Here is a 4054-nt window from a genome sequence, read left to right as displayed (position 1 = left end):
GTGGCCGGAGCCGGGGTAGACGATGTCCTCGTGGTAGACTGCGCCCGCCTCCATCATCCGGTCCTCGGCGAAGTCGGCGCCGTCCTGGATGGCGTGCGCCAGCTCGTGGCACACGGTGGAGCGATAATTACTATCGTCCAGGTTGATGTCCACGGCGATCCAGGAGGTGTAATCGTAACGGGGTGTGGGAGTGTAGGGGAACTCGGGTGAACAGTAGCCCAACACGTTGCCGGAAATGTCCTCCAGGTAGAAGTCGTAGTCGTCACTCCCGCCCATGCCCAGGTCGGGCGGCGGCGCCCACAGCCGGTCGGAATCGTCGGCGTCCGTCTCGATGTGCCAGGAGTAGTTGGCGTAACCCAGCCCCTTGTCGGCGTAGTCCTCCTGCCCACTCTGGAACCAGTGGACGCGGATGGGGTACTGGCTGGACTGGTGGTAGCCGGACTGCCCCGGACGGTACATGTAGCTGGAGATGTCCTGTTGCTGGGCCGCGGGGAGCTCACCAAGGTTGTCCACCACGTACACGAGGTAGGGCGTGTACGAGGGGATGACGACGCCCTCGGTGTTCTGGTACTCCGTCGGCAGCTCGTTGTAGGCCCGGATGTACTTCACGAGGTAGAGGAGTTCCTCGTACCGGGTGAGTTTCCCCGCCTCGTAATCGGCGGTGATCCTGTCGGGGGGGAGGGCTTGGGCGAAGGCGCTCACCGCGACGAGAATCAAAATCAACGCAACAGGGCGCATAGTGCCTCCTTAAAGGCTATCCTTCGGTCAATGGGGTAGTTACACTGGTTATTAACAATATGAATAGTGAGGTGGGAAATACGTGTTGGTGCATAAGGAGTATAGCATAAAATAGTTCGGTAAAGGGGTGGAGTAAAAAACAAGGGGGTTTGCCAGAGGCATAGCTCGGTTCGCTCGGTTAAGCCCCTTGTTACCAAAAAATAGAGCGGTTTTGTTGTTAATAGACCCCGCTCACCGCGCATGTGTTTGATGTTATAATCGTTCCGCAAGCGCGTCTTTAGTAAACCCTCGGAACGAGGTGGTCGGATGAGCCTGATACCAATCGTCATCGAGCAGTCTGGTCGAACCGAGCGAGCCTACGACATCTACTCGCGCCTCCTGCGCGAGCGGATAATCTTCCTCGGAACGCCTATTGACGACAACGTGGCCAACCTGGTCATCGCCCAGCTCCTGTTCCTGGAGCAGGACGACTCCACCAAAGACATCTCTCTCTACGTGAACTCGCCGGGGGGGTACATTACCTCGGGGCTAGCCATCTACGACACCATGCAGTTCATCCGGCCCGACGTGGCCACTTACGTCATCGGGCAGGCGGCCAGCATGGCGGCGGTGCTGGCGGCCGGGGGGACAAAGGGCAAGCGCTACGCCCTGCCCAACTCGACGCTTTTGATCCACCAGCCCATGGGCGGCTACGAGGGCCAGGCGTCCGACATCGAGATTCACGCCAAAGAGGTCCAGCGTCTCAAGGCCCGCCTGATAGAGATACTGGCCCGGCACACCGGCCAGACCACGAAGAAAATCATGAGCGACTCGGACCGGGACAACTTCATCCCAGCCGAAGAGGCGGTCAAGTACGGCTTGCTGGACAAGATTCTGCAGCGCCGGGAAATCTGACAGGGCATCGGGGCCCGTAGGCGACCCTCCCGTGAGGGAAGGGTTCGTGTAATAGTGTGGATTTGGGTATCCCTCCCCTCCCAAAGGGAGAAACCGGCCGATGGATGCGGATAAAGAGCTCCGGTGCAGCTTCTGCGGACGGTCGCAGGCCGAGGTGGGCCGTCTCATCCTGGGGCCCAACGCCAACATCTGCAACGAGTGCGTCGAGATTTCGGCCGACGCGCTCCGGCGCACCCCCGTCAACCTGAAACAGACTCTGAAGGATGTCCCGACTCCGAAAGAGATTCGGGCGCGCCTGGACGATTACGTCATCGGCCACGACCGGGTGAAGAAAATCCTCGCCGTGGCCGTGTACAACCACTACCGCCGCATCGCCCACAACTTGGGCAAGCCCCTGGACGCCTCCGAGGTGGAGCTGGAGAAGTCCAACATCCTCCTCGTCGGCCCCACCGGGACCGGCAAGACGCTCCTGGCGAAGACCCTGGCCCGGGTGCTCGACGTCCCCTTCGCCCTCACCGACGCCACCACCCTCACCGAGGCGGGCTACGTGGGCGAGGACGTGGAGAACATCGTGCTGAAGCTCCTGCAGGCGGCCGACTACGACATCGAACGGGCCAAGCGCGGCATCATCTACATAGACGAGATAGACAAGATCGGACGCAAGGTGGACAACCCCTCGATAACCCGGGATGTCTCCGGCGAGGGCGTCCAGCAGGCGCTGTTGAAAATCATTGAGGGGACCGAGGCCGCGGTTCCGCCCCAGGGCGGGCGCAAGCACCCCCAGCAGGAGTACATCCACGTGGACACCACGGACATCCTCTTCATCTGCGGGGGGATGTTCGACGGCCTGGACGGCATCGTGGGCCGGAGGGTGGGCCAGCAGATCCTAGGCTTCACCGAGACCCCGAAGGAGGACCGTCGGGAGGTCATCCGGGGGGCCCGCATCGAGCCCGAGGACCTGATAAAGTTCGGCCTGATCCCGGAGCTGGTGGGCCGGCTGCCGGTGGTGGCCCGACTGGAGCCGCTCACCGAGGACCAGCTCGTGGCCATCCTTACCGAGCCCAGGAACGCCCTCGTCCGGCAGTACCAGAAGCTCTTCGAGCTGGACGGCGTCCGACTCACGTTCACCCCCGCGGCGCTCGAGGAAATAGCCGCCGAGGCGCTCGAACGCAAGGTGGGCGCCCGCGGACTGCGCGCCATCATCGAGGAGGTCATGCTCGATGCCTTCTACGAGCTCCCCGCCCCGGTGGAGGAGGTGAGAATCACCCCCCGCATCATCCGCGAGCGGTTGAACCCGGTGCAGGAATCGCTGCGGTTAGAGGGGAATAGGGGGAAGAAAAAACAATCGCCCTCCAAACCCCACGAGGCGGCGTAGCTCGGGAGACAAGGGGTAAGACAAGGGGTTTTGCCAGAGGCATAGCTCGCTTCGCTCGGTTAAACCCCTTGGTCCGCCCCTTGCCTTCTGCTGCGGGACGGCGTCCCGCTTTTTTTTTACTTTGGGGGCACAGACATGCTCCGGAGGGTTGCCAGCCCGACCCGGCTCGGGTAGGATATGGGCGTCTGGACGCCCCTGGGAGGTGGATGGTGAGGCTTCTGGTGATAAACGGTTCTCCCCATGCCGGCGGGGGGAATACGGCGGCCTTGACGGCCGAGCTCACGAAACCCAGGGTTTCGTGAGCTCGGCCGTCAAGGCCGCCGTATTCCCCCCGCCGGCATGGGGGAGCAGGAGGTGGCCCGCTACCTGGGCACCTGTTGCGAGATGCTGGGGTACGACCTCGTCGGCGAGCTGGCGGGGGTCTTCATGGTCTACTCCCGGCCCAACGACGGCGAGGCGCTCTTCGCGAGAGCCCGGCGGCTGGGGGAGGAGCTCGTCCTGGCGGTGCGGGAAAAGCGGAAGTACCCCAAGCTGGGCCTCCACGCCGCCCAGCACCGTTTCGTGTCGCGTTGGCACTGCCACGCTCCACTCCGGCTCACCGCTTTGCAGCGAATAACAAGCCACAATCTCGTTGTCTCCCCGCTGCTCCAGCGTGACGGCGTGATCGCCACAGGTGGCAAACGCACCCCAGCCAGCGCCGATCGGCCGCTTCCACAAAAGCGCGGGCGGTTGCGTCTGCCAGTCGGGATTGAGCGCTGGCGTATCGATTCCACCGCTACCAGCAGGCCCCAGAAACTGATTGAAGTCCTCGGGTGTCGCAGTCCACGTTGGGGCGGGCGTTGGGCTGGCGTCTGCTCGATCGCTCAGCCCCGACTTGTCTGAGACTCCCGGCATGCCTCGCTCCGTCGCCCCACTTGTCAGCAGCCTATCCCGCGATGGATTCCAGCGAAAAAAGAATTCGGGTACTAAATCGCCAGAGACGCGTTCGATTCGAAAGGTCGCAAGTCACAGTGCCAGAGCCAGAATGATCCCGCCAGCGACCATCCA

General features: G+C 62.7%; 4 protein-coding genes. 3 read left to right on the top strand and 1 reads right to left on the bottom strand.

Annotated elements, in window-relative coordinates; translation table 11 throughout:
* Positions 1 to 738 (bottom strand): hypothetical protein (locus tag NTW26_11605; protein ID MCX7022892.1); only part of this gene is annotated, 738 nt, incomplete at its 3' end.
* Positions 739 to 1050: 312 nt separating this feature from the next.
* Here NTW26_11605 and NTW26_11600 point away from each other — a divergent pair.
* The 3 genes from NTW26_11600 to NTW26_11590 all read left to right on the top strand — a co-directional run bounded on the left by NTW26_11600 (position 1051) and on the right by NTW26_11590 (position 3889).
* Complete coding sequence (locus NTW26_11600; GenBank protein MCX7022891.1) at positions 1051 to 1632, top strand: ATP-dependent Clp protease proteolytic subunit; 582 nt, start codon at positions 1051 to 1053, stop codon at positions 1630 to 1632.
* 100 nt (positions 1633 to 1732) lie between these two features.
* Positions 1733 to 3007, top strand: coding sequence for an ATP-dependent Clp protease ATP-binding subunit ClpX (gene clpX / locus NTW26_11595; protein ID MCX7022890.1), 1275 nt, complete (start codon positions 1733 to 1735; stop codon positions 3005 to 3007).
* Between the two features lie 354 nt (positions 3008 to 3361).
* Positions 3362 to 3889 (top strand): hypothetical protein, encoded by a 528-nt coding sequence (locus tag NTW26_11590; protein ID MCX7022889.1) that lies wholly within the window; start codon positions 3362 to 3364, stop codon positions 3887 to 3889.
* The last annotated feature ends 165 nt before the right edge of the window (positions 3890 to 4054 follow it).

The organism is bacterium, from assembly GCA_026398675.1.
Classification (GTDB): domain Bacteria; phylum RBG-13-66-14; class RBG-13-66-14; order RBG-13-66-14; family RBG-13-66-14; genus RBG-13-66-14.
This window is presented reverse-complemented; position numbering and strand designations above follow the sequence as displayed.

Coding starts and splice junctions, on each gene's coding strand:
- clpX (MCX7022890.1), top strand. CDS start 1,733: ATGGATGCGGATAAAGAGCTCCGGTGCAGCTTCTGCGGACGGTCGCAG.